Genomic DNA, 24,465 nt, shown 5'->3' on the forward strand with positions numbered 1-24,465 from the left:
AGGCGCCCCCGCAGCCTGGATTGCGAATACGCCATGACCTTGCAATACCCCACCATCGCCGATTGCGTCGGCAACACCCCCCTGGTCCGCTTGCAACGCATGGCGGGTAACACCAGCAATACCTTGCTGCTCAAGCTTGAGGGTAATAACCCGGCAGGCTCGGTCAAGGATCGCCCGGCGCTGTCGATGATCGCCCGCGCCGAGCTGCGTGGGCAGATCAAGCCGGGTGACACCTTGATCGAAGCCACTTCCGGCAATACCGGGATTGCCCTGGCCATGGCTGCCGCGATCAAGGGCTACAAAATGATCCTGATCATGCCCGACAGCGGCAGCGCCGAGCGCAAGGCGGCGATGACCGCCTATGGCGCCGAGCTGGTGCTGGTGACCCAGCAAGAGGGCATGGAAGGCGCGCGCGATCTGGCCGAGCGCATGGCCGCCGAAGGCCGTGGCCAGGTCCTGGACCAGTTCGCCAACGCGGACAACCCCGAGTCGCACTACACCAGCACCGGCCCGGAGATCTGGCGCCAGACCCAGGGCACCATCACCCATTTCGTCAGCTCCATGGGCACCACCGGCACCATCATGGGCAACTCGCGCTACCTCAAGGAGCAGAACCCGGCGATCCAGATCGTTGGCCTGCAACCGGTGGAAGGCGCGGCGATCCCGGGGATCCGTCGCTGGCCCGAAGAGTACCTGCCCAAGATCTATAACGCCGCCCGCGTCGATCGCATCATCGACATGGCCCAGCGTGAAGCCGAAGACACCACCCGCCGCCTGGCCCGTGAAGAAGGCATCTTCTGTGGCGTGTCCTCCGGTGGTGCCGTGGCCGGTATGTTGCGCCTGTCTGCAGAACTGGAAAACGCGGTGATCGTCGCGATCATCTGTGACCGAGGCGACCGCTACCTGTCGACCGGCATTTTCGACGCGCCCAACTGATGGCCAAGCAAGAGCGAGGCCTGCGTTTCCAGCCTACGGGCGGCAGCCGGGCGCCCCAAGTTCCGGTCGGCAAGAAGCAACGCCTGACCATCGAGCGCCTGGCCAACGATGGCCGGGGGATCGTGTTTTTTGAAGGTCGCACCTGGTTTGTGGTGGGCGCCCTGGCCGGCGAAGAGGTCGAGGCGCGGGTGCTGGGGGCCCATGGCAAAGTGGTCGAGGCCCGCACCGAACGGGTGTTCAAGGCCAGCGAACTGCGCCGCCCGGCGCCGTGCGTGCATGCTGGCCGTTGTGGCGGTTGCAGCCTGCAACACCTGCCCCATGCCGAACAGCTTGCCCTGAAACAGCGCATGCTCGCCGAGCAATTGTCCCGTGTCGCCGGGGTCGAGCCCCAGGAATGGGCGGCGCCTTTGAGCGGCCCCGAGTTCGGCTACCGCCGCCGGGCGCGGGTCGCCGTGCGCTGGGACGCCAAGGCCAAGCGCCTGGACGTGGGCTTTCGCGCCGTGGCCAGCCAGGACATCGTGGCCATCGACGATTGCCCGGTGCTGGTACAGGCCTTGCAACCGATCATGCAGCGCCTGCCCAACATGCTGCGGCGCCTGAGCAAGCCTCAGGCCCTGGGGCATGTCGAGTTGTTCAGTGGCTCGTCGATTGCCGTGTTGCTGCGGCATATGGCGCCGCTGTCGGACGCCGACCTGGTGGTGCTGCAAGAATTCTGCGCATTCCATGACGCCCAGCTGTGGCTGCATGGCGAAGGCGAGCCGCAGCCGTTCGCGGCCGGGCAGGCCTTGGGCTATCGTCTTGAGCAGTGGGACCTGGAACTGGCTTACCGGCCAGGGGATTTTGTGCAGGTCAATGCCGGGGTCAACGAGGCGATGGTGGCCCAGGCCCTGGACTGGCTGGCACCGCGCGCCGACGAACGGGTGCTGGACCTGTTCTGCGGCCTGGGCAACTTTGCCTTGCCCCTGGCGGGCCAGGTGCGTGAAGTGGTGGCGGTAGAAGGCGTGCAGGCCATGGTGGATCGCGCGGCCGTCAACGCCCTCAGCAATAATCTGCATAATGTGCAGTTTTTTCAGGCTGATTTGTCCCAGCCTTTGAGTGATGCGCCATGGGCCAAAGCAGGCTTTTGTGCGGTACTCTTGGACCCACCTCGCGACGGTGCCCTGGAGGTTGTGCGCAAGCTGGCCACTCTGGGGGCTGAGCGCCTGGTGTATGTGTCCTGCAACCCTGCCACGCTGGCGCGGGACACTGTCGAGTTGGTCAAGCAAGGCTACCGGCTAAAACGTGCCGGGATCCTCGATATGTTTCCGCAAACTGCGCATGTCGAGGCGATGGCGTTATTTGAAGCGAGCTAGGATGCTCGTTTAGTCCGACTGGCCTGCGTTCTCCAGGGCCTGTGACCTGCCAGGGAGTTCGCGTTACAAGGGTCAGCGATTTTGACGCGCTACAGGCGCGTCGTAGGGAAGGTAAGCAAGATGGTACAGGTGAGAGCACACCAGCCGATCAACACCGACGGCAGTATCAATCTCGAGGCATGGCTGGATCATGCCGTCAGTGTCGATCCGGCACTGGACCGTGAAGCCTTGAAAACCGCCTGCGAGTTCGCTCGCGAGGCAGAACAGCAAGACAATGCGGCCAAGAACCTGTGGGCCGAAGGCACCTCCAGTTTTCGCACCGGGCTTGAAATCGCCGAGATCCTCGCCGACCTCAAGCTGGATCAGGACTCGCTGATCGCCGCGGTGCTCTATCGCGGCGTGCGCGAAGGGCATATTGCGTTGCCGCTGGTCAGCCAGCGGTTCGGCGCGGTGGTGGCCAAGCTGATCGACGGCGTGCTGCGCATGGCGGCCATCAGCGCCAGCCTCAGCCCGCGCCAGTCGATGGTGCTGGGCACCCAGGGCCAGGTGGAAAACCTGCGCAAGATGCTGGTGGCGATGGTCGACGACGTACGCGTGGCGCTGATCAAGCTGGCCGAACGTACCTGCGCGATCCGTGCGGTGAAAACCGCCGATGACGAAAAGCGCAACCGCGTCGCCCGCGAGGTCTTCGATATCTACGCGCCCCTGGCCCACCGCCTGGGGATTGGCCATATCAAGTGGGAGCTGGAGGACCTGTCCTTCCGCTACCTGGAACCCGATCAATACAAACAGATCGCGACCCTGCTGCATGAGCGGCGGCTGGACCGTGAGCGCTTTATCAGCGATGTGATGGGCCAGTTGCGCTCAGAGTTGCAGGCCACCGGTGTCGAGGCCGATATCAGTGGTCGGGCCAAGCACATCTATTCGATCTGGCGCAAAATGCAGCGCAAGGGCCTGGCCTTTAGCCAGATCTACGACGTGCGCGCCGTGCGTGTGCTGGTGCCGGAAATGCGCGATTGCTACACCGCGCTGGGCATCGTCCACACCCTGTGGCGGCATATTCCCAAGGAATTCGACGACTACATCGCCAACCCCAAGGAAAACGGCTACCGTTCGCTGCACACCGCGGTGATCGGCCCCGAGGGCAAGGTGCTGGAAGTGCAGATCCGCACCCATGCCATGCACGAGGAAGCCGAGCTGGGCGTTTGCGCGCACTGGCGCTACAAGGGCACCGACGTCAAGGCCGGTTCCAACCAGTACGAAGAGAAAATCTCCTGGCTGCGCCAGGTACTGGAGTGGCACGAAGAACTGGGCGATATCGGCGGCCTGGCCGAACAGTTGCGGGTGGATATCGAGCCCGACCGGGTCTATATCTTCACCCCCGACGGCCACGCCATCGACTTGCCCAAGGGCGCGACGCCGCTGGACTTCGCCTACCGCGTGCACACCGAGATCGGCCACAACTGCCGTGGCGCCAAGATCAACGGGCGCATCGTGCCGCTCAACTACAGCCTGCAGACCGGTGAACAGGTCGAGATCATCACCAGCAAGCACGGCACGCCGAGCCGCGATTGGCTGAACCCGAACCTGGGCTATATCACCACGTCGCGGGCGCGGGCGAAGATTGTCCACTGGTTCAAGCTGCAGGCGCGGGACCAGAACGTCGCCGCCGGCAAGACCTTGCTCGAACGCGAACTGGGGCGCCTGGGCCTGCCCCAGGTGGACTTCGACAAGTTGGCCGAAAAAGCCAATATGAAGATTGCCGAAGACATGTTCGCCGCCCTCGGTGCCGGCGACCTGCGCCTGGCGCAACTGGTCAACCTGGCCCAGCAGTTGGTGGAGCCGGAGCGCGGCAGCGAGCAACTGGAGCTGATCCCGCGCAAGGCCACCGGCTACAAGCCGGGCAAGCGCGGCGATATCCAGATCCAGGGCGTGGGCAACCTGATGACCCAGATGGCCGGCTGCTGCCAGCCGTTGCCGGGCGACGCCATTGTCGGCTACATCACCCAGGGCCGTGGGGTGAGCATTCACCGCCAGGATTGTGCCTCGGTGTTGCAACTGGGCGGGCGCGAGCCGGAGCGGATCATCCAGGTCAGTTGGGGCCCGGTGCCGGTGCTCACCTACCCGGTGGACATCATCATCCGCGCCTACGACCGCTCGGGGTTGCTGCGGGATGTCTCGCAGGTGCTGCTCAACGAGCGGATCAACGTCCTGGCGGTCAACACCCGCTCGAACAAGGAGGACAACACCGCGTTGATGTCCCTGACCATCGAGATCCCGGGGCTGGACGCATTGGGGCGGTTGCTGGGGCGTATCTCCCAGTTGCCGAACATCATCGAGACCCGGCGTAACCGCACGCCATGAAGCGCTGGATCAGCGCAGTCTGAAATGTGGGGCTTGTGTGGGAGCTGGCTTGCCTGCGATTGCATCGACTCGGTCTACCCGGCATACCGAGGCGCCTGCATCGCGGGCAAGCCCGGCTCCCACATTGATTTGTAGCGTGACCCTTTCAGCGAACAGAGATTGACCGATGTATTCACTTGAAGACCTGCTACACCTGATGAACCGCCTGCGTGACCCGCAGTACGGTTGCCCGTGGGACATCAAGCAAACCTACGCCAGTATCGTGCCCCACACCCTGGAAGAAGCCTACGAAGTCGCCGACGCCATCGAGCGCGGGGATTTCGACCATCTGCAAGGCGAGTTGGGCGACCTGTTGTTCCAGGTGGTGTATTACAGCCAACTGGCCCGGGAAGAGGGGCGCTTCGAGTTCGCCGGGGTGGTCGACAGCATTACCCGCAAGCTGATTCGCCGCCATCCCCATGTGTTCCCCACTGGCGACCTGTATGCGCCGCTGGATATCCCGCAACTGAGCGAAGAACAGGTCAAGGAACGCTGGGAAGCCATCAAGGCCGAGGAACGCGCAGAAAAATCCGACGCCCCCGAGCAACTGTCCCTGCTCGATGACGTGCCCAGCGCCTTGCCGTCCCTGTCCCGCGCCGCCAAGTTGCAAAAACGCGCGAGCCAGGTCGGTTTCGACTGGCCAGCGGCGTTGCCGGTGGTGGATAACGTGCGTGAAGAGCTCGATGAGGTGCTCGAAGCGATGGCCGATAACGATTCGGTGGCCATCGCTGAAGAGGTCGGTGACCTGCTGTTTGCAGCGGTCAACCTGGCCCGGCACCTCAAGGTGGACCCGGAAACCGCCCTGCGCGGTGCCAATGCCAAATTCGAAAGGCGATTCCGATTTATCGAACAGGCATTGCGCGACACCCACCGTCCCATGGAAGATTGCACCCTCGAAGAGTTGGACGCCCTGTGGGGCGAAGCCAAACGCCAGGAAAAGAATGTGTCCAACTGCGGTTGAGCAGTTGCCTAAGTGAGTAAGCACCATGAGCATTTCCCTTCGCGACCAGTTGCTCAAAGCAGGCCTGGTCAATCAGAAGCAGGCCAAGCAGGTCGGCAAAGACAAGCAGAAGCAGCAGCGCCTGGTTCACAAAGGCCAGGCCCAGGCCGATGACACCCAGCAGCGCCTGGCCCTGGAGGCACAGGCCGAGAAGGTCAAGCGCGACCAGGAGCTCAACCGCCAGCAGCAGGAAAAGGTCGAGGCCAAGGCCCGTGCCGCGCAGGTCAAGCAATTGATCGAAACCTCGCGCCTGCCCAAGTTGACCACCGAGGACTACTACAACTTCGTGGACGACAAGAAGGTCAAGCGCCTGTCGGTCAACACCTTGATGCGCAACAAGCTGAGCAACGGCTCATTGGCGATTGTCCATCACGGCGGCGGTTACGAAGTCATCCCACGGGAGGCCGCGCTGAAAATCCAGGAGCGCGCGCCTGAGCGTATCGTGCAGATGAACATCCTCACCGAGGCCCAGGTGCCGGATGAGGATGATCCGTACGCCGCTTATCAGATCCCTGACGATCTGATGTGGTAAGGCGTTAAAAACAACAAACCCCGCTCAAAAGGCGGGGTTTGTGTTTATAGACACTGCGGCTGCGTGGGCCGGGTGGCTATGGGATTTCAGCTGTTCAGGAACTTGATGCCTGGCGTCTCGTTTCAAGGGTTTCGAGCTCGTTTTTATAATTATGAGCGTCGCACTCATTGTGAAACATGCCGACCAGTAGGTCTTGCTGATGCACATCCCAGATATGAATCCCATGGCCCAGGGCCTCGTGGGACATATGGGCATCGTCGCGTTCAGTTACTTTTACAGTCATCTGCTTGCTCCAGTCTCTGGTTGATCTGCGGCAAGGCGTCGCAGGCCTTTGTTATATATTTTGTTAGCTTGCTAAGTAAACTGACTTTGCGTGCAACAATTCATTGCAGTAAACGCAACAATGCTCCAGGCCACGTAAGCCGCGACATTGCGCCACAGGGGCTGGGATTTTATGAAAAATGTTTCATATTCGAGCAAGGCTTTGGCCTTGTGCCGGGCCTCCCACCTTGGAATGCGCTCACTTGTGGGAGCTGGCTTGCCTGCGATAGCGCCAGTCGTCTCACCACAAACTTCAGGCGAAAAAAAGCCCCGCATTCAGCGAGGCTCTTTCAATCAGCTAACGATCAGCTGCCTTTCACAACCTTGCCGTTGACCGTGCCGTCCAACAGCATGATGTTGTATTCCTTGCCGTCGGTTTCGACTTGCTGCAGGCGAACCAGCAGGTAGTCCCAGTCCTTGGCAAACCACATCACGGTGGTACGTTTGCTTTGTGTCGGGTCGCGCACGCGTTCAACCTTGATGGCGTCGATCTTGCCGGCCTTGGTATCGACTTTCTCGGCACCCAGCACGCGGAAGTCATAGGTGTCGACTTCACCGTCATCCACCACCTGGTAGCTCATGGTTTTCTTGCCGGCGGCCACATCATGCTGCAGGGCCAACTGGTAGGTGGATTTGTCGACCATGCCACGGTTCAGCGGGATCTTCACCGCATCACCGCGATCGGTGCCGGTGACCATCTTGGCGGTCCAATCGAAGTCCAGGTCGGCTTTCTTGGCTTTACCCAGCCCACCCCGTTCAAAGTGGTAGGACTGTGGCAGCAAAGTATCCTTGTCCAGGGTCAAGGTGCTGGTTTCGGTCAGGCTGGCGATCATCATCGAGGCCTTGAAGCTGAGCTTCCAGGTACCGTCGGCGTTTTTTTCCAGGCTGCGTTCCGCAGTGCCGCTCATGGGCAACTGCTTCCAGTCGGCGGTGTAGCTGGCGGAGAAAGGCTGAAGGTCTGCCGCGTGCACGGCAGGCAGGGCAAACAGAGCAAAAGCGAAGAGCAGGGCGCGACGCATAAAATCTCCTAGGTACGAATCAAGTGGCCGCTGGCCGCAAGTAACTGGCCGTCCAACACTGCACCCTGGTCACCGAGAACCAAGCGTCCTTCGGCAAACCAGCGAACCGCCAGCGGGTAAATCCTGTGTTCCTGGGTGTGAACCCGTTGCGCAAGGCTCTGCGCTGAGTCCGTAGACTCTACCGGAACTACTGCCTGTACGACCAGAGGCCCGCCATCGAGTTCCTCGGTAACAAAGTGCACGCTGCAGCCGTGCTCCGTATCGCCGGCCTCCAGGGCCCGCTGGTGGGTGTGTAACCCTTTGTATTTGGGCAGTAGGGAAGGGTGGATATTCAGCAGGCGCCCCTGGTAATGGCGCACGAAATCAGCGCTGAGAATGCGCATGAAACCGGCGAGGACCACGAGTTTGGGATTGAAGGCGTCGATCAGTTCGATCAAGGCTGCATCGAAGGCCTCGCGACCGTCGAACGCCTGGTGATCCAGGGCGCGGGTATCGATACCCGCGTCCTGGGCACGTTGCAGGCCGTAGGCGTCGCTGCGGTTGGAAATCACCGCAGCGATGCGCACCGGGCTGTCGCCGGCGCGCGTGCTGTCGATCAGGGCCTGCAAGTTACTGCCGGTGCCGGAGAGCAGCACCACCACATCACAGGTTGCGGGCATCAGTGAGCCTTGAGGTTCTTCAGTTCAACCTGGGCCGCACCTTCGGCAGCCGTGGCGATCTGGCCGATCACCCAGGGCTGTTCGCCGGCTTCACGCAGTACATTCAGCGCGGTTTCCACGTGCTCTTGAGCCACGCAGATGACCATGCCCACGCCGCAGTTCAGCACGCGGTGCATTTCGGTCTCGTTGACGTTGCCTTTCTCTTGCAGCCAGTCGAAGACCGCCGGGCGCTGCCAGCTGGCCACGTCGACGATGGCCTGGGCGCCTTTTGGCAGCACGCGCGGGATATTGTCCAGCAGGCCGCCACCGGTGATGTGGGCCATGGCCTTGACTGCGCCAGTGTCCTTGATCAGCTTGAGCAACGGCTTGACGTAGATGCGGGTCGGGGCCATCAGCAGGTCGGTCAAAGGCTTGCCGTCGAGCTGGGTGTTCTCGATGTCGGCGCCGGACACTTCGATAATCTTGCGGATCAGCGAGTAGCCGTTGGAATGCGGGCCGGACGATGGCAGGGCCAGCAGGGCGTCACCGGCCGCCACCTTGGAGCCGTCGATGATCTCGGCTTTTTCCACGACGCCGACGCAGAAGCCCGCCAGGTCGTAGTCTTCGCCTTCGTACATGCCCGGCATTTCAGCGGTTTCGCCGCCGACCAGGGAGCAACCCGACAGTTCGCAGCCGGCGCCGATACCGGTGACCACTTGTGCAGCGGTCTCCACGTTCAGCTTACCGGTGGCGTAGTAGTCGAGGAAGAACAGCGGCTCGGCGCCGCACACCACCAGGTCGTTGACGCACATGGCGACCAGGTCGATGCCGATGGTGTCGTGCTTGTTCAGGTTCAGCGCCAGGCGCAGCTTGGTGCCCACACCGTCGGTGCCGGAGACCAGCACAGGCTGCTTGTAGCCGGCCGGGATCTCGCAGAGGGCGCCGAAACCGCCCAGGCCGCCCATGACTTCGGGGCGCGCAGTGCGCTTGGCGACGCTCTTGATGCGTTCGACCAATGCTTCACCGGCGTCGATGTCTACACCGGCGTCCTTGTAGCTCAGGGAGGGTTGCTTGCTCATGATCCAGGCCTTTAGGGGGGGATTCAGGGGTAACGACCGATGCGGTGGGGGTACGGAAGTCGAATACTTCAGGACGCCCAGCCGTTGACGGTCTGCGAAGGCGCGCGATTTTATCAGGCTTGAGGGGCAGCGGCCATCCTCGGGCCGACGGGCAGGGGCATATGGTGCTAAAAAAACCTTAATCGGCGCCGCGATCGCCTGTATTAAGGTATAGCCTTTAACCCGCTATCGTTATGACAGTACGAAAACTTACCGGGGCCTTGTGAATGTTTTGCCGGTCGCTGTGGTCACAGCCTTGCCTAACCTTCTTCACGCGGTCTGTTCCAGCCGCTTTTTTGTCGTTCGGGAATCTTTTTTCATGGGTCTGAGTAGATACTTTTTGGTCGGCTGTTTGTCGTGTATCAGCCTGGCGAGTCATGCCGAAACCCTCAATGGTCTCTATCAAGTGCTGGAGCCGGTCAGCAACCAGGCGCCGGAGGAGCGCGCGCAAGCCACCCAGCGCGCCCTGGAAACCCTGGTGATCCGCCTCACCGGCGATGCCAAGGCCGCCCAGGGCCCTGGCCTGGCGGCGATCCGCAAGGATCCGCAACAGATCATCAGCCAATACGGCTACGACGCCGGCCCACCGGAAAGCCTGCAAGTGGATTTCGACCCGGTCAGCACCGACCGCGCCCTGCGCGATGCCGGCTTGGCGCTGTGGGGCAGCAATCGGCCGTCGATCCTTGGCTGGTGGCTGAGCGATTCCACCGAAGGCAGCAGCCTGGTCGGTGATGGCCAGGCCGCCGCCGAGCCGCTGCGCCGTGCGGCCCAGCATCGTGGCTTGCCGTTGCGCCTGCCGCTGGGCGACCTCGATGAACAGATCGTTGCCACCGGCCCTAATCTTGAAAGTGCAGATCCCGCGCCCCTGCGTTCGGCCTCCGAGCGTTATGGCGCCGATGCCCTGCTGGCGGTGCATGCCCGTGAAGATGCGGGCCAATGGCAAGCCAAATGGCGCCTGTGGCTGGGGGACAAGGCCGAGCAGGGCACCGCACAGGGCGCCGACCCCGCCGCGTTGGCCGATGCCGTCTTGCTGGCGGTCAGTGAGCGTCTGGCGCCCCGTTTTGCCGTAAAAGCCGGGGTGTCCAGCGAGCAGTTGCTGCAAGTGCAGGGCATGACCCTGGAGCGCTACGCCGCCCTTGGTCATTTGCTGGAGCCGTTTGGCGCGCAGTTGCAGCGGGTGGATGGCGATCGGATCGTCTATCGGGTTAACGGCAGCAGCGAGCAGTTGCGCAGCCAGTTGAGCCTGGCCAGGTTGCAGGAAGTGCCGGCCGGTGAAGCGCTTGCGCCACAACCTGTGCCGCCGCCCGTGGCCGAAGGCGCATCACCTGCGCCCGTGCCGCCGGCTGAGCCCGAGCCGCAACTGCGTTTCCGTTGGTAAATGTTCTTCCTTATATAGAAGCAAATAACAGATGGAGTGGTTTATGGCGGATACGCGTCGTTGGGTGTGGCTTGGCGGGATTGTCCTGCTGTGCGTCTTTGTGTTCTTGCTGCATTCGATCCTGACGCCGTTCCTGGTCGCCTTGCTGCTGGCCTATCTGTTCGATCCGGTGGTCGATCGCCTGGAAAAGGCCGGGCTGTCGCGCACCTGGGGGGTGGTGGCGGTGTTTGCGCTGTTTACCCTGATCGTCATGGCGCTGTTGCTGGTGCTGGTGCCGATGCTGGCCAAGCAAATGTTTCGCCTGTACGAACTGGCGCCGCAGATGCTCGATTGGCTGCAACACACGGCCATGCCCTGGGCACAGTCCAAGCTCGGCCTGGCCGATGGCTTCTGGAAGTTCGACAAGGTCAAGGCCGCGATCAGCGAGCACATGGGCCAGACCACCGATATCGTCGGGGTGATCCTCAGCCAGGCCACGGCCTCCAGCCTGGCGCTGATCGGCTGGCTGACCAACCTGGTGTTGATCCCGGTGGTGGCGTTCTACCTGCTGCGTGACTGGGACATCATGATGGCCAAGATCCGCAGCCTGCTGCCCCGTGAAAGCGAGGAACGCATTGTGTCCCTGGCCGAGGAGTGCCATGAGGTGCTGGGCGCCTTTGTTCGCGGGCAATTGCTGGTGATGGTGGCGTTGGGGATTATCTATGCCGGCGGGCTAATGGCGATTGGCCTGGAGCTGGGCCTGTTGATCGGCATGATTGCCGGCCTGGCGGCGATTGTGCCGTACATGGGCTTTGTCATCGGGATTGGCGCGGCGCTGGTGGCCGGCCTGTTCCAGTTTGGCGGCGACCTGTACCCGATGCTGGGGATTGTCGCGGTGTTCATGGTCGGTCAGGCCCTGGAAGGCATGGTGCTGACGCCGTTGCTGGTGGGCGACCGCATCGGCCTACATCCGGTGGCCGTGATCTTTGCGATCCTGGCCGGCGGCGAGTTGTTCGGCTTTACCGGGATCCTCCTGGCACTGCCGGTCGCGGCGGTGATCATGGTGCTGGTGCGCCATGTGCATGATGTGTACAAGGATTCGGACGTCTATACGGGCGTCGATGATCCCCAGCCGTAAGGCTCATCACAAACCCGGCTCAAGGCCGGGTTTGTTGCCTATGGGGCTTGGCATTTAGCCATCGCGTCAAACAATCTCCAAAAAATCCAATGAGTTAACGCAAACCTTTGATTTTGCTTGTGGTCTGTTGCATTGTGCGCCCGGCGTCACGGGTATAAACTTTGCAAACTTTTCACAGAGGCCACTAACGGTTCGATTGGAACCGTTCAGTCAGCATGAAACCGATTCAGCTGCCCCTAGGTGTGCGTCTGCGTGACGATGCCACCTTCATCAATTACTACCCAGGCGCCAATGCCGCTGCACTCGGCTATGTCGAGCGGCTCTGCGAAGCCGACGCCGGGTGGACGGAAAGCCTGATCTACCTCTGGGGCAAGGACGGCGTGGGGCGCACCCACCTGTTGCAGGCCGCCTGCCTGCGCTTTGAGCAGTTGGGCGAGCCGGCGGTGTACCTACCGTTGGCCGAGCTGCTGGACCGCGGCATCGGTATCCTCGACAACCTTGAGCAATACGAACTGGTGTGCCTGGATGACCTGCAAGCGGTCGCCGGCCGGGCGGACTGGGAAGAAGCGCTGTTCCATCTGTTCAACCGCTTGCGCGACAGTGGCCGGCGCCTGTTGATTGCCGCCTCCACCTCGCCTCGGGAATTGCCGGTCAAGCTGGCCGACCTCAAGTCGCGGCTGACCCTGGCGCTGATCTTCCAGATGCGCCCCTTGTCCGATGAAGACAAATTGCGGGCCTTGCAGCTGCGCGCTTCGCGCCGTGGCCTGCACCTGACCGATGAGGTCGGGCATTTTATCCTCACCCGTGGCACCCGCAGCATGAGTGCGTTGTTCGACTTGCTCGAACAGCTCGACCAGGCCTCCTTGCAGGCCCAGCGCAAGCTCACCATCCCCTTCCTCAAAGAAACCCTCGGCTGGTAGCCAGCCCTTTGAAACCGGGGCTCCTGGCAAATTCCAGGCGCCAGAAAACCTGCGTTTGGGCCGCTCTGGCCACGCAAAAGGGTCTAAATGGGGATTAAGGGCTTAGATGACATAGGTCAAACAAGAAGTCACATAGATCACGATTGAATTTGCAAATCGATGTGATAGAGGGCATAGTCTCGGCTTCTTTACCTATCAGCCACGGTCGTGCCCATGCTAAATCGCTTCGCACCCCTCGTGCCTCTCGCACTCGTTACCCTGTTGTTTGGTTGCGCCACCCACCCTCAACAAGTGGCAGAGCAGCAAAAACCACAACAACAGCACCAGGCCAAATTCGTTGCAACGCAGTCTTCTTCTGTTTACGAGGAAGAGCTCGCAACCGAGAAGGAACTGGCCGAATTCTCCGATAGCAAGCCTTATCAGCTGCCTTTGCTGGCCGACAGCATTCTTGAGCGCGGCATGTCCCTGATCGGGACCCGCTACCGTTTCGGCGGTACCTCTGAAGCCGGCTTCGACTGCAGTGGTTTTATCGGTTACCTGTTTCGTGAAGAAGCCGGCATGAACCTACCGCGCTCCACCCGCGAAATGATCAACGTGAATGCACCGTTGGTCGCACGAAACAACCTCAAGCCCGGCGATCTGCTTTTCTTCAGTACCAATGGCCGTGGCCGCGTCAGCCACGCCGGTATCTACCTGGGCGATGACCAGTTCATCCACTCCAGCAGCCGCCGCAGCGGCGGGGTGCGGGTCGATAAACTGGGCGACAGCTACTGGAGCAAAACCTTCATCGAAGCCAAGCGCGCCTTGGCGATGGCCCCGACTACCGTTACCGCTCGCAAGTAAAGTTAAAGTGATACTTGAAGTTTGACGCGTAAGCGCTAGAATCCTGAGATATTGTTGCGAACCTGACCGCGCAAGCTTGCTTGCGCGGTCTAGTTTTCAGCGTTCGGCAGTGAAAGCCGCATCCAGATCAGGATTGTTCTGCCCATGTCGACCTCGGCCCGCCTAATGCTTCTTGTTTGCGCCGCACTGCTCAGTGCCTGCGCCAGCCGTCCTGCACCCGCGCCTGTGGCGGCCAAGCCCAAGCCGGTCTTCAACTACGCCACCCAGAATTTTTCGCCTGCTGCCGAAGACGTGCTGTTTCGCGCCCTGGGCTTGGTCGGCACGCCTTACCGCTGGGGCGGCAATACCCCGGACTCCGGGTTTGATTGCAGTGGCCTGATTGGTTTTGTCTACCGCGATGCCGCTGGCATCTCCCTGCCGCGCACCACCCGCGAGCTGATCGTGATGCGGGCCCAGGACGTGCGTGAAGATGCGCTGCAGACCGGCGACCTGTTGTTCTTCGCCACGGGCGGCGGTTCGCAGGTCAGCCATGCCGGCATTTATGTGGGGGAAGGGCGCTTTGTCCATGCCCCGCAAACCGGCGGTACGGTGAAGCTGGATACCTTGTCCAAGGCCTATTGGCAGAATGCCTACCTGAGTGCCAAGCGCGTGTTGCCGGCCGAGCACCTGGCGCGTAACCCCTAAGACCTGTACCGATCAAAAATGTGGGAGCGGGCTTGCTCGCGATAGCGGTGTATCAGGTATCAGATGTGCAAACTGACCCACCGCTATCGCGAGCAAGCCCGCTCCCACATTGGTTTTGTGGTGTTGTCGGGTCCGGTTATTGGGCCGAAGACACCCGCCACACCTTATTCCCCACATCGTCGGCCACCAGCAACCCGCCTTGCTGGTCGATCACCACGCCCACCGGCCGGCCCATGGCTTTCTGGTCACCGTTGAGAAACCCGGTCAGCACATCCACCGGTTGCCCCTTCGGCTTGCCGCCCTCGAACGGCACAAAGATCACCTTGTAACCACTGTGTGGCTTGCGATTCCACGAGCCGTGCTGGCCAATAAACGCCCCCTGGGCAAATTGCGCCGGCAGCGTGTTGCCTTCAGCGAAGGTCAGGCCCAGCGATGCGGTGTGCGGCCCCACGGTATAGTCCGGCGCATCGGGCCTTGTGCATGTTTTTATCCTCAAAGCCTGTAGCCATAGAGGCCTGGCGCGTGGCGATGGTTCAAGTGTATGGCCGGCTTTAATTGACGCTGTACCCCCAACCCACTAACCTTCGCCGCTTGTTTCAGGTGCTCTGTGACGTACGCGTCGACCGAGTGAAACAGGGAAGCCGGTGAGTGCGCGCACTTTTCTACAGTGCGGCCACGATCCCGGCGCTGCCCCCGCAACGGTAAATGAGTCAAGACGCTGCTTTTGCCACTGTATCGCCCGCGATATGGGAAGGTGCATCGTCGGTTTGCCCTGGTCAACAGGGCACCCCTCATGAGCCCGGAGACCGGCCTGATCCATCCAACAGCATCACGGTGGGCGATGCTTGGCTTCATGTTGTTGTCTTTTCCTGCCCGCCGTTTTTGTCCAGCCCCAACGGAGAGCTGCCATGACTGATTCCCCTGATCGTGACGAACGCCACCTGGCGCGCATGCTGCGCAAAAAAGCGGTGATTGACGAGCGCATTGCCAATTCACCGAATGAGTGCGGTTTGCTGCTGGTATTGACCGGCAATGGCAAAGGCAAGAGTAGCTCGGCATTTGGCATGCTGGCCCGGGCCATGGGGCACGGTATGCAATGCGGCGTCGTGCAATTTATCAAGGGCCGTAACAGCACCGGTGAGGAGCTGTTCTTCCGGCGCTTCCCCGAGCAGGTACGCTTTCATGTGATGGGCGAGGGCTTCACCTGGGAAACCCAGGACCGCCAGCGCGATATCGCCGCCGCCGAAGCGGCCTGGCAAGTCTCCCGGGAAATGTTGCAGGACCCGTCCATCGGCCTGGTGGTGCTCGATGAGCTGAACATCGCGCTCAAGCACGGCTATCTTGACCTGGACCAGGTGCTTGGCGACCTGCAAGCCCGCCCACCGATGCAGCACGTGCTGGTCACCGGGCGTGGCGCCAAGCCGGAGCTGATGGAAATGGCCGACACCGTCACCGAAATGGGCATGCTCAAGCACGCGTTCCAGGCCGGTATCAAGGCACAGAAAGGCATCGAACTTTGAACCCGCCGCGCCATTGCCCTGCCGTGCTGATCGCCGCGCCGGCGTCGGGCCAGGGCAAGACCACCGTCACCGCCGCCCTGGCCCGCTTGCACCGCAACCTGGGGCGCAAGGTCCGGGTGTTCAAGTGCGGCCCGGACTTTCTCGACCCGATGATCCATGAGCGCGCCAGTGGCGCGCCGGTCTATCAATTGGACATGTGGATGGTCGGCGAGCAGGAAAGTCGCCGCCTGTTGTGGGAAGCCGCGGGGGAGGCGGACCTGATCCTGATCGAGGGCGTGATGGGCCTGTTCGACGGCACCCCCTCCAGCGCCGATCTGGCCCGCCATTTTGGCGTGCCCGTGCTGGCGGTGATCGACGGCACCGCCATGGCCCAGACCTTCGGCGCCCTGGCGCTGGGGCTGGCGCGTTACCAGGCGGACCTGCCGTTCGCCGGGGTCCTGGCCAACCGCGTCGGCACCGTGCGCCATGCGCAGTTGCTCGAAGGCAGCCTGACCGAAGGCCTGCGCTGGTACGGCGCACTGTCCCGGGAAACCGGCATTGAGTTACCCAGCCGCCACCTGGGCCTGGTGCAGGCCAGCGAGTTGAATGACCTGGACCTGCGCCTGGATGCCGCCGCTGCCGCCCTGGCCAGCAGTTGCGAGGTAGCGCTGCCACCGTCGGTGGCATTCGCCGCGCCCGAGGTAATCGAGGCCCAGTCCTTGCTGGCCGGGGTGCGGATTGCCGTGGCCCGTGACGAAGCCTTTGCCTTCACCTACGGCGCCAGCCTCGACTTGCTGCGGGCGATGGGCGCGCAGTTGCACTTCTTCTCGCCGATCCATGACCGCGTGTTGCCCGATGCCCACAGCCTTTATCTGCCCGGGGGTTACCCGGAGCTGCATCACCAGGCGCTGTCGCAAAACACCGCGATGCTGCAGGCGATCCGCGCCCATCACGCCGCTGGCAAACCGTTGCTGGCCGAATGCGGTGGCATGCTCTACCTGCTCGACTCCTTGACCGATGTCGAGGGCTCCCGCGCCGAACTGCTGGGCCTGCTGCAAGGCGATGCGGTCATGCAGAAACGCCTGGCGGCCCTGGCCCTGCAAACGGTCGAGCTGCCAGAAGGCGTGCTGCGCGGCCATACCTATCATCACTCCCTGACCAGCACGCAGTGGCAGCCGATTGCCCGTGGCCTGAGCCCCAATGGCGGGCGCGGCGCCGAGGCGGTGTATCGCCAGGGGCGGATGACGGCCTCCTATGTGCACTTTTATTTCCCATCGAACCCGGCTGCGGTGGCCGCGTTGTTTGCGCCAGACCGGCAAGCCGTTATCGCAGACCACCACGGTGCAAATGTGGGAGCGGGCTTGCCCGCGATAGGGCCATGACCGACCACGCCTACCCCCAGGCCGAGCGCGACGCGATCTACCGCGCCATCGCCGAACGCCGCGATATGCGCCACTTCAGCGGCGGCAGCGTCGCCCCCGAACTGTTGCATCGCCTGCTGCACGCCGCGCACCAGGCCCCCAGCGTCGGCCTGATGCAGCCCTGGCGCTTTATCCGCATCAGCGACCGCAACCTGCGCGGGCAGATCCAGCAGTTGGTGGAAGCCGAACGCATCCGCACCGCGCAAGCCCTGGGCGAGCGCTCGGACGATTTCATGAGGCTCAAGGTCGAAGGCATCCACGACTGCGCCGAGGTGCTGGTGGCGGCGTTGATGGATGACCGCGAGCGGCATATTTTCGGGCGCCGGACCTTGCCGGAAATGGACCTGGCCTCGCTGTCCTGCGCGATCCAGAATCTATGGCTGGCGTCCCGCGCCGAAGGCCTGGGCCTGGGCTGGGTGTCGTTGTTCGAGCCCCGGGACCTGGCCGACCTGCTGGGCCTGCCGCCCGGCGCCAAGCCCCTGGCCGTGCTGTGCCTGGGCCCGGTGACCGAGTTCTACCCGGCACCGATGTTGCAACTCGAAGGCTGGACCGAACCGCGTCCGCTGAGTGACATGCTGTATGAAAATTATTGGGGAGTGAGTCAATGAGTGTGGCCTTGCTGAGTGTCGCTGCAGTGGCGCTGGATGCGCTGCTGGGCGAGCCCAGGCGCTGGCATCCGCTGGTGGCGTTCGGCAATTTTGCCGGGCGCATCGAGCAACGTTTCAACTCCGCAGGGCGCGGCTGGCGCAGCCATGGTGTGACTGCGTGGTTTATCTGCGTGATACCGCTGACCTTGCTGGCCACGGCCTTGTCCTGGGCGCCTTATTTCGGCTGGGTGATCGAGATCCTCGCGCTGTACCTGGCCCTGGGCATGCGCAGCCTGGGTGAGCATGTGTTGCCGGTGGCCCAGGCCCTGCGCAGTGGTGACCTGGACGAGGCGCGCACGCGCGTCAGTTACCTGGTCAGCCGCGAAACCCGCGAACTGGACAGCACTGAAGTGGCGCGGGCCGCCACCGAGTCAGTGCTGGAAAACGGCAGCGACGCGGTGTTCGCCGCGCTGTTCTGGTTTGTCGTGGCCGGCGTGCCGGGCGTAGTGCTGTACCGCCTGAGTAATACCCTGGATGCCATGTGGGGCTATCGCAACGAACGCTTTGAACGCTTTGGCTGGGCGGCGGCGAAGATTGACGACGTACTCAATTACATCCCCGCCCGCCTGGTCGCCTTGACCTACGCTGTGCTGGGCAAGACACGCCTGGCACTCACCTGCTGGCGCCGCCAGGGCCCGACCTGGGACAGCCCGAATGCCGGGCCGGTGATGGCCGCAGGCGCGGGCGCCCTGGGTGTCGAGCTGGGCGGGGCGGCGATTTATCACGGTGAGTTGCACCAGCGTCCACCCCTCGGCGAAGGGCCAGTGGCCGATGCCGATTCCATTGAGCGTGGCTGGCAACTGGTGCAGCGCGGCGTGTGGTTGTGGGTGTTGATCCTGTGTGCGGGGGCGCAATTTTATGCTTGAACACGGTGGACGGCTGCGCAAGGCGGCGATGCGGTACGGCATCGCCCAGGAAGACTGGCTGGACCTGTCCAGTGGCCTCGCGCCCTGGCCCTGGCCCATCCCGCCCATCCCGCTACGGGCCTGGGCACGCCTGCCCGAGACCGATGACGGCCTGGAGCAGGCGGCCTGCCACTACTACGGTGCAGCCCAGGTATTGCCGGTGCCGGGATCCCAGGCGGCCATCCAGTTGCTGCCGCGCCTGCGCCGCACGGGCAAGGTCGGGGTGTTGTCGCCGTGCTATGCCGAGCATGCCGAAGCCTGGCGCCGCGCCGGTTATATCGTGCGTGAAGTGCTGGAGCAGGAAGTCGACTTCTTCCTCGACAGCCTCGACGTGCTGGTGGTGGTCAACCCCAACAACCCCACCGGCCTGAGCCTTGCGCCCCAGCGCCTGCTGGATTGGCATGCGCGGCTGGCCCAGCGCGGTGGCTGGCTGGTGGTGGATGAAGCCTTTATGGACAACACCCCACAGTTGAGCCTGGCGAGCCAGACTCATCAGGTGGGGTTGATTGTGTTGCGTTCGTTCGGCAAGTTTTTTGGCTTGGCCGGGGTTCGCCTGGGTTTTGTGCTGGCCGAACGCAAACTGCTCAAGCTGCTGGCTGAACAGGTCGGGCCATGGGCGGTCAGTGGGCCGACGCGGGTGCTGGGGCAGGCCTGCCTGAAAGACCCTGCCGGCCATACACAGCAACGCCGGCGCTGTGATCAGGCCAGCCAGCGCCTGTTCGGGCTGTTGGAGCGCTACGGCCTGCGCCCGCAAGGCGGTTGCGCGCTGTTCCAGTGGCTGATCACCGAGCGCGCTGAGCCGCTGCATGAGTTCATGGCCCAGCGCGGCATCCTGTTGCGCCTGTTTGCCCACGACAGCAGCCTGCGCTTTGGCCTGCCCGGGACGGACGCCGATTGGGCACGCCTTGAACAAGCCCTGATTGCCTGGAAGCAAGCCTCATGACCACCCTGATGGTGCAAGGCACCACCTCCGACGCGGGCAAAAGCACCCTGGTGACCGCGCTATGCCGTTGGGTCGTGCGCCAGGGCGTGCCGGTGGTGCCGTTCAAGCCGCAGAACATGGCGCTCAACAGCGCAGTCACGGCCGAAGGCGGCGAGATCGGCCGCGCCCAGGCCGTGCAGGCCCAGGCCGCCAACCTGGCGCCGCACACCGATATGAACCCGGTGCTGCTCAAGCCCAACAGTGACACCGGCTCCCAGGTCATCATCCATGGCCATGCCGTGACCAGCATGAATGCCGTGGCCTATCACGACTACAAGGCCATCGCCATGCAGGCGGTACTGGCGTCCCACGGGCGCTTGAGCGCGGCCTACCCGGTGGTGATGGTCGAAGGCGCAGGCTCGCCGGCCGAGATCAACCTGCGGGCCAATGACATCGCCAACATGGGGTTTGCCGAAGCGGTGGATTGCCCGGTGCTGCTGATCGCCGATATCAATCGCGGCGGGGTGTTCGCCCATCTGGTGGGCACGCTGGAGTTGCTGTCGCCGTCAGAACAAGCGCGGGTCAAGGGCTTTATCATCAACCGCTTCCGTGGCGATATCGCCCTGCTGCAACCGGGCCTCGATTGGCTTGAAGCGCGCACCGGCAAACCGGTGGTGGGCGTCTTGCCTTACGTGATGGACCTGCACCTGGAAGCCGAGGATGGCATCGACCAGCGCCAGATCGACAAGGCGGCGCAGGTGCTCAAAGTGGTGGTGCCGGTGTTGCCACGCATCAGCAACCACACCGACTTCGACCCGCTGCGCCTGCATCCTCAGGTGGATTTGCAGTTTGTCGGCCCGGGCCAGGCAATCCCCGCCGCCGACCTGATCATCCTGCCCGGTTCAAAAAGCGTGCGCAGCGACCTGGCTTACCTGCGCACCAATGGCTGGGACACTGCCATTGCCCGGCACCTGCGTTACGGCGGCAAGGTGCTGGGCATCTGCGGCGGCCTGCAGATGCTGGGCGAGCAGGTCCACGACCCGCTGGGCCTGGAAGGCGTGGCGGGTTCCAGTGCTGGCCTGGGCCTGCTGGCCTTGAGCACCACCCTGGAGGCCGAGAAACAATTGCGCAATGTGCGGGGGCGCTTGGCGTTGGAAGAGGCACCGGTCAGCGGTTATGAGATTCATGCGGGCGTGACCCGAGGTGCGGCCCTGGAGCAGCCAGCGGTACGCCTGGATGATGGCCGCAGCGACGGTGCTTGTAGCGATGACGGGCAAATCCTCGGCACTTATCTGCATGGCCTGTTCGAGACACCCGCCGCTTGCAGCGCCTTGTTGCGCTGGGCCGGTTTGCAGGAGGTGCAGGACGTCGATTACCACGGCCTGCGCGAGCGCGATATCGAGCGCCTGGCGGATTTGGTGGAGCAGCATCTGGACACCAGGTTGCTGCGCCAGTTATGTGGGATTTGAGGGCTTGACCATGTTGCAATTGATCCTCGGCGGCGCCCGCTCCGGTAAAAGCCGCCTGGCGGAAAAACTCGCCAGCGACAGCGCCATGCCCGTCACCTATATCGCCACCAGCCAGGCCCTAGACGGCGAGATGAACGCGCGCGTGGCCCTGCATCGCCAGCGTCGCCCACGTGAGTGGGGGCTGGTCGAGGAGCCGCTGGAACTGGCGCGGGTTCTGCGTGAAAACGCCGCCCCTGGGCATTGCCTGCTGGTCGATTGCCTGACCCTGTGGCTTACCAACCTGCTGATGCTGGACGACCCGCAGCGCCTGGGGGTCGAGCGCGAACACTTGCTGGACTGCCTGGCATCGCTGCCGGGGGAAATCATTTTTGTCAGCAACGAGACCGGACTGGGTGTCGTACCGCTGGGCGAATTGACTCGCCGCTATGTGGATGAAGCCGGTTGGCTGCATCAAGCCCTGGCCGAGCGCTGTCAGCGTGTTGTGCTGACCGTTGCGGGCCTGCCCCTGACTTTGAAAGGTACTGCGTTATGAGCCCATCCTGGTGGCTGGACCCGTGCAAGGCGCTGGACGCCGCGGCCTATGAACAAGCCCTGGCCCGCCAGCAGCAACTGACCAAGCCCGCCGGGTCCCTGGGGCAACTGGAGGCGCTGGCGGTGCAACTGGCCGGCTTGCAGGGCCGGCTCAAGCCGACGGTCGAGCAGGTGTGGATCGCCATCTTTGCCGGCGATCACGGCGTGGTCGCAGAAGGGGTCTCGGCCTATCCCCAGGAAGTCACCGCGCAGATGCTGCACAACTTTGTCAGCGGCGGTGCGGCGATCAGCGTGCTGGCCCGGCAACTGGATGCACAACTGGAAGTGGTGGACCTGGGCACCGTGACCCCAGCGCTCGACCTGCCGGGCGTGCGCCACCTGAATATCGCCCCGGGCACGGCCAATTTCGTGCTGGGCGCGGCCATGACCGAGGCCCAGGGCCGGCTGGCCCTGGCGGCGGGACGTGCCAGTGTGCAGCGCGCACTCAACGCCGGTGCGCAGTTGTTTATTGGCGGCGAGATGGGCATCGGCAACACCACTGCCGCCAGTGCACTGGCCTGTGCCTTGCTCGATTGCCCGGTCAGCGACCTGACCGGCCCCGGCACCGGCCTGAATGCCCAGGGCGTGAGCCATAAAGTGGCGGTGATCGAGCGCGCCCTGGCAGTGCATGCCGGGCAGCGCGGCGACCCGTTGCAGACCTTGTTCAATCTTGGTGGCCTGGAGATTGCCGGGTTGGTGGGGGCGTATCTGGCCTGCGCCCAGGCGGGGGTGGTGGTGCTGGTCGACGGGTTTATCTGCACCGTCGCGGCCCTGGTTGCCACGCGCCTCAATCCGTCGTGCCGGCCCTGGCTGTTGTTTGGCCACCGGGGCGCCGAGCCGGGCCATCGCCATGTGTTGCAAAGCCTTGGCGCCGAGCCGCTGCTGGAACTGGGCCTGCGCCTGGGCGAGGGCAGTGGCGCGGCGCTGGCAGTGCCCCTGTTGCGCCTGGCCTGTGCGTTGCACGGGCAGATGGCGACGTTCGCAGAAGCCGCCGTGGCGGATCGCCCGGCATGACCTTGCACCTGGACCTGCTGCGCCATGGCGAAACCGAACTGGGCGGCGGTTTGCGCGGCAGCTTGGATGATGCACTGACGGCCAAGGGTTGGGCGCAGATGCGCGAGGCCGTGCGGGAGCACGGGCCGTGGGATCGTCTGGTCAGCTCACCGCTGCAACGCTGCGCACGTTTCGCTGAAGAGTTGGGCGCACGCCTGAACCTGCCGGTGAGCCTGGAACAGGCTCTACAGGAGCTGCATTTCGGCGCCTGGGAAGGGCAGAGTGCGGCGCAGTTGATGGAAACCGATGCCGAGGCATTGGGCCTGTTCTGGGCCGATCCCTATCGCTTTACGCCGCCGGATGGCGAGCCTGTCGCGGCGTTTTCCCAGCGCGTACGCGGCGCAGTCCTACGTCTGCATCAACTGTATGCCGGCCAACGGGTGCTGTTGATCAGCCATGGTGGCGTCATGCGTTTACTGCTGGCCGAGGCCCGTGGCTTGCCCCGTGAACAGTTGCTGAATGTCGAGGTGGGCCACGGCGGCTTGTTCAGCCTGCGGGTCGAGGCCGATGGCGTGTTGAGCGAGGGCGCCTGAATGTTGCCGTTCTGGATTGCCTTGCAGTTTCTCAGCAGCCTGCCGATTCGCCTGCCGGGCATGCCACAACCCCAGGAGCTGGGGCGCTCGCTGCTGTTTTATCCGTTGGTGGGGTTGTTGTTCGGCCTGCTGCTATGGGGCTTGAACACGCTGTTGATGGGCGCACCGTTGCTGTTGCACGCGGCCCTGCTGCTGACGGCCTGGGTGTTGCTCAGCGGTGGCCTGCACCTGGATGGCCTGGCGGACAGCGCCGACGCCTGGCTGGGTGGCTTTGGCGACCGCGAACGCACCCTGAGCATCATGAAGGACCCGCGCAGCGGCCCGATTGCCGTGGTCACCCTGGGCTTGGTGCTGCTGCTCAAATTCAGCGCCCTGGTGGCCCTGATTGAGCAACACAATGGCGCCGCATTGATCCTCGCGCCGTTGATCGGTCGCAGCTCGCTGCTGGCACTGTTTCTCACCACCCGTTACGTGCGCACCGGGGGCCTGGGCCAGGCGCTGGCTGACCACTTGCCACGGCTTGTCGGGCAGCAGGTGCTGATCCTCAGCGGCCTGGCGTGTGTGTTGATCGGTGGATTCAGCGGCGGGATTGCGGTGTTGCTGGCGGCCATCTGCTTTGTGGGCTTGCGGCAACTGATGATCAACCGGCTGGGCGGCACCACCGGCGACACGGCCGGCGCCTTGTTGGAGCTGCTGGAAGTGGCGGTGTTGATTGTCCTGGTTCTGTAACACTTTCTTGCATTTCCTTAATCGCGGGTATATACACGCTCCATGCTTGCCTCCCAATGTTTATGTATCAACCTGCGTCGTGCCGCCCGTGGCGTCAGCAGGCACTATGACGGCGCCCTCGATGGCTTCGGGATCAACGTCGCCCAGTATTCCTTGCTGTGTAACCTGCAGCGTCTGAATCAACCGAGCATTTCCAGCCTGGCCGATGCCATGGGCCTGGACCGCAGCACCCTGGGGCGTAACCTGCGGGTGCTGGAGGGTGAAGGCCTGGTGCGCTGGGTCGAGGGCAATGACCTGCGCAATCGCCTGGTGGTGCTCACGGAAGAAGGCAAACAGCGCCTGGCGGCTGCGTTGCCGGCCTGGGAAGCGGCGCAGCAGAAACTGATCGATAAGTTGGGCGTGCAAAAACGCGAAACCCTGTTGGCCTTGCTGGACGAACTCGCTTAAACGCGGGCT

25 protein-coding genes, 1 pseudogene and 1 riboswitch are annotated in these 24,465 nt (G+C 63.2%); of the genes and pseudogenes, 21 read left to right on the top strand and 5 right to left on the bottom strand.

What is annotated here, in order from left to right:
* The first annotated feature begins 33 nt into the window (after positions 1 to 33).
* From cysM to AC07W7_RS06950, 5 genes are all read left to right on the top strand, one after another.
* The gene (gene cysM, locus AC07W7_RS06930; protein WP_099168063.1) at positions 34 to 936 is read left to right on the top strand and encodes a cysteine synthase CysM; all 903 of its coding nucleotides are present in this window, start codon (positions 34 to 36) and stop codon (positions 934 to 936) included.
* On the top strand, positions 936 to 2,288 hold the full coding sequence (rlmD, locus tag AC07W7_RS06935) for a 23S rRNA (uracil(1939)-C(5))-methyltransferase RlmD (protein WP_495038985.1): 1,353 nt from the start codon (positions 936 to 938) through the stop codon (positions 2,286 to 2,288). The genes cysM and rlmD overlap by 1 nt, the downstream gene beginning before the upstream one ends.
* Before the next feature lie 120 nt (positions 2,289 to 2,408).
* Positions 2,409 to 4,652 (top strand): GTP diphosphokinase, encoded by a 2,244-nt coding sequence (gene relA / locus AC07W7_RS06940; RefSeq protein ID WP_099168065.1) that lies wholly within the window; start codon positions 2,409 to 2,411, stop codon positions 4,650 to 4,652.
* A 166-nt stretch (positions 4,653 to 4,818) separates the two neighbouring features.
* Complete coding sequence (mazG, locus tag AC07W7_RS06945; protein ID WP_495038986.1) at positions 4,819 to 5,652, top strand: nucleoside triphosphate pyrophosphohydrolase; 834 nt, start codon at positions 4,819 to 4,821, stop codon at positions 5,650 to 5,652.
* A 25-nt stretch (positions 5,653 to 5,677) separates the two neighbouring features.
* Complete coding sequence (locus AC07W7_RS06950) at positions 5,678 to 6,223, top strand: DUF2058 domain-containing protein (RefSeq protein WP_076963006.1); 546 nt, start codon at positions 5,678 to 5,680, stop codon at positions 6,221 to 6,223.
* Positions 6,224 to 6,317: 94 nt separating this feature from the next.
* Here AC07W7_RS06950 and AC07W7_RS06955 read toward each other — a convergent pair whose 3' ends face one another.
* The 4 genes from AC07W7_RS06955 to purM form a co-directional block, all read right to left on the bottom strand.
* Positions 6,318 to 6,506 (bottom strand): hypothetical protein, encoded by a 189-nt coding sequence (locus tag AC07W7_RS06955; RefSeq protein ID WP_076963007.1) that lies wholly within the window; start codon positions 6,504 to 6,506, stop codon positions 6,318 to 6,320.
* A gap of 343 nt (positions 6,507 to 6,849) precedes the next feature.
* Positions 6,850 to 7,563 (bottom strand): DUF3108 domain-containing protein, encoded by a 714-nt coding sequence (locus tag AC07W7_RS06960; RefSeq protein WP_076963008.1) that lies wholly within the window; start codon positions 7,561 to 7,563, stop codon positions 6,850 to 6,852.
* A gap of 8 nt (positions 7,564 to 7,571) precedes the next feature.
* A complete protein-coding gene (gene purN / locus AC07W7_RS06965; RefSeq protein WP_099168066.1) occupies positions 7,572 to 8,222 on the bottom strand; it encodes a phosphoribosylglycinamide formyltransferase in 651 nt (216 codons plus the stop codon).
* The gene (gene purM, locus AC07W7_RS06970) at positions 8,222 to 9,280 is read right to left on the bottom strand and encodes a phosphoribosylformylglycinamidine cyclo-ligase (RefSeq protein ID WP_032857036.1); all 1,059 of its coding nucleotides are present in this window, start codon (positions 9,278 to 9,280) and stop codon (positions 8,222 to 8,224) included. The genes purN and purM overlap by 1 nt, the downstream gene beginning before the upstream one ends.
* A 358-nt stretch (positions 9,281 to 9,638) precedes the next feature.
* Here purM and AC07W7_RS06975 point away from each other — a divergent pair, with 358 nt between their 5' ends.
* From AC07W7_RS06975 to AC07W7_RS06995, 5 genes are all read left to right on the top strand, one after another.
* Positions 9,639 to 10,697: a DUF2066 domain-containing protein gene (locus AC07W7_RS06975; protein ID WP_076963011.1), complete on the top strand. Its 1,059-nt coding sequence runs from the start codon at positions 9,639 to 9,641 to the stop codon at positions 10,695 to 10,697.
* Between the two features lie 43 nt (positions 10,698 to 10,740).
* On the top strand, positions 10,741 to 11,814 hold the full coding sequence (locus AC07W7_RS06980; RefSeq protein WP_495038987.1) for an AI-2E family transporter: 1,074 nt from the start codon (positions 10,741 to 10,743) through the stop codon (positions 11,812 to 11,814).
* A 215-nt stretch (positions 11,815 to 12,029) separates the two neighbouring features.
* Positions 12,030 to 12,734 (top strand): DnaA regulatory inactivator Hda, encoded by a 705-nt coding sequence (hda, locus tag AC07W7_RS06985; RefSeq protein ID WP_029292403.1) that lies wholly within the window; start codon positions 12,030 to 12,032, stop codon positions 12,732 to 12,734.
* 213 nt (positions 12,735 to 12,947) lie between these two features.
* A complete protein-coding gene (locus AC07W7_RS06990) occupies positions 12,948 to 13,577 on the top strand; it encodes a C40 family peptidase (protein ID WP_099168068.1) in 630 nt (209 codons plus the stop codon).
* A gap of 144 nt (positions 13,578 to 13,721) precedes the next feature.
* Entirely contained in the window at positions 13,722 to 14,261 is a 540-nt protein-coding gene (locus tag AC07W7_RS06995; RefSeq protein ID WP_099168069.1) for a C40 family peptidase, read from the top strand.
* A gap of 136 nt (positions 14,262 to 14,397) precedes the next feature.
* On the opposite strand, the pseudogene AC07W7_RS07000 reads toward AC07W7_RS06995, so the two are convergent.
* Positions 14,398 to 14,727: pseudogene (locus AC07W7_RS07000) on the bottom strand (sorbosone dehydrogenase family protein); the annotation flags it as partial.
* A gap of 115 nt (positions 14,728 to 14,842) precedes the next feature.
* A riboswitch (cobalamin riboswitch) is annotated at positions 14,843 to 15,090 on the top strand.
* A 79-nt stretch (positions 15,091 to 15,169) separates the two neighbouring features.
* Here AC07W7_RS07000 and cobO point away from each other — a divergent pair.
* The 11 genes from cobO to AC07W7_RS07055 are packed head-to-tail and all read left to right on the top strand — an operon-like array spanning position 15,170 to position 24,456.
* Complete coding sequence (cobO, locus tag AC07W7_RS07005; protein WP_076963015.1) at positions 15,170 to 15,781, top strand: cob(I)yrinic acid a,c-diamide adenosyltransferase; 612 nt, start codon at positions 15,170 to 15,172, stop codon at positions 15,779 to 15,781.
* The gene (locus AC07W7_RS07010; protein WP_495038988.1) at positions 15,778 to 17,142 is read left to right on the top strand and encodes a cobyrinic acid a,c-diamide synthase CobB; all 1,365 of its coding nucleotides are present in this window, start codon (positions 15,778 to 15,780) and stop codon (positions 17,140 to 17,142) included. The genes cobO and AC07W7_RS07010 overlap by 4 nt, the downstream gene beginning before the upstream one ends.
* A complete protein-coding gene (gene bluB / locus AC07W7_RS07015) occupies positions 17,139 to 17,789 on the top strand; it encodes a 5,6-dimethylbenzimidazole synthase (protein ID WP_099168072.1) in 651 nt (216 codons plus the stop codon). Before AC07W7_RS07010 ends, bluB begins: the two co-directional genes overlap by 4 nt.
* Entirely contained in the window at positions 17,786 to 18,694 is a 909-nt protein-coding gene (cbiB, locus tag AC07W7_RS07020; RefSeq protein WP_099168073.1) for an adenosylcobinamide-phosphate synthase CbiB, read from the top strand. Before bluB ends, cbiB begins: the two co-directional genes overlap by 4 nt.
* Positions 18,687 to 19,676 (top strand): threonine-phosphate decarboxylase CobD, encoded by a 990-nt coding sequence (gene cobD / locus AC07W7_RS07025; protein WP_197883321.1) that lies wholly within the window; start codon positions 18,687 to 18,689, stop codon positions 19,674 to 19,676. Before cbiB ends, cobD begins: the two co-directional genes overlap by 8 nt.
* Entirely contained in the window at positions 19,673 to 21,124 is a 1,452-nt protein-coding gene (locus tag AC07W7_RS07030; protein ID WP_099168075.1) for a cobyric acid synthase, read from the top strand. Before cobD ends, AC07W7_RS07030 begins: the two co-directional genes overlap by 4 nt.
* Positions 21,125 to 21,134: 10 nt before the next feature.
* The gene (cobU, locus tag AC07W7_RS07035) at positions 21,135 to 21,656 is read left to right on the top strand and encodes a bifunctional adenosylcobinamide kinase/adenosylcobinamide-phosphate guanylyltransferase (RefSeq protein ID WP_099168076.1); all 522 of its coding nucleotides are present in this window, start codon (positions 21,135 to 21,137) and stop codon (positions 21,654 to 21,656) included.
* Positions 21,653 to 22,708: a nicotinate-nucleotide--dimethylbenzimidazole phosphoribosyltransferase gene (cobT, locus tag AC07W7_RS07040; protein WP_076963022.1), complete on the top strand. Its 1,056-nt coding sequence runs from the start codon at positions 21,653 to 21,655 to the stop codon at positions 22,706 to 22,708. Before cobU ends, cobT begins: the two co-directional genes overlap by 4 nt.
* Complete coding sequence (gene cobC, locus AC07W7_RS07045) at positions 22,705 to 23,280, top strand: alpha-ribazole phosphatase family protein (protein WP_076963023.1); 576 nt, start codon at positions 22,705 to 22,707, stop codon at positions 23,278 to 23,280. The genes cobT and cobC overlap by 4 nt, the downstream gene beginning before the upstream one ends.
* Positions 23,281 to 24,009, top strand: coding sequence for an adenosylcobinamide-GDP ribazoletransferase (locus AC07W7_RS07050; protein WP_495038989.1), 729 nt, complete (start codon positions 23,281 to 23,283; stop codon positions 24,007 to 24,009).
* Between the two features lie 42 nt (positions 24,010 to 24,051).
* Positions 24,052 to 24,456 (top strand): MarR family winged helix-turn-helix transcriptional regulator, encoded by a 405-nt coding sequence (locus tag AC07W7_RS07055; RefSeq protein WP_076963025.1) that lies wholly within the window; start codon positions 24,052 to 24,054, stop codon positions 24,454 to 24,456.
* Positions 24,457 to 24,465 lie beyond the last annotated feature (9 nt).

The sequence above is a fragment of the Pseudomonas sp. GW821-FHT01D09 genome (genome assembly GCF_059422465.1).